Here is a 572-nt window from a genome sequence, read left to right as displayed (position 1 = left end):
GGCTTTCTAATAGCAGTAATGCTATGTGTTGCCAATATTCATGACAGTAAGGCTGGACTACTTTTACTTATAATGCTAAATGAAGGACTTATGAAGTTTAAATGTATCCTTGCTGATGCTGGGTATAGCGGAGTCTTTATAGAGAAAGCCGATAAGCTTTATTCATATATGATAAAAGTAGTAAGCAGGGACAAAGAAAATCTGGCAAAAAAGGAGTTTAAACCTATAAGTAAACGATGGGTAATAGAAAGAACATTTTCATGGTTTGATAATGATAGAAGGCTTTGCAGGAATTATAAACTCAAACATGAAACCTCAGAAAATATGAACAAATTATCTGCAATAAAATTATTAATAAATAAAATATAAATACAAAACTAACAAAAAAACCCGTAGTCGTAAAAGTTTAAGCTATAATTAAAGGGCTAAAAACATCAAGATTGGTGATAAGAACCTACAGATATACACACAAAGTTTTCTATACTGAATATGAATTATTCCGTTATTGTTTTTTCAAAAGCTTTACAAGTGCTCCACAATAACCCTGATTGAGTTTTTGAAAAATCGCGCGC

1 protein-coding gene is annotated in these 572 nt (G+C 31.1%); it reads left to right on the top strand.

The features are described 5' to 3' along the window. Positions 1–369 (top strand): transposase (locus GNY06_RS00105; RefSeq protein WP_166518291.1); only part of this gene is annotated, 369 nt, incomplete at its 5' end. Positions 370–572 lie beyond the last annotated feature (203 nt).

The sequence above is a fragment of the Elizabethkingia argenteiflava genome (assembly GCF_009904105.1).
Taxonomy (GTDB): Bacteria; Bacteroidota; Bacteroidia; order Flavobacteriales; family Weeksellaceae; genus Elizabethkingia; species Elizabethkingia argenteiflava.
This window is presented reverse-complemented; position numbering and strand designations above follow the sequence as displayed.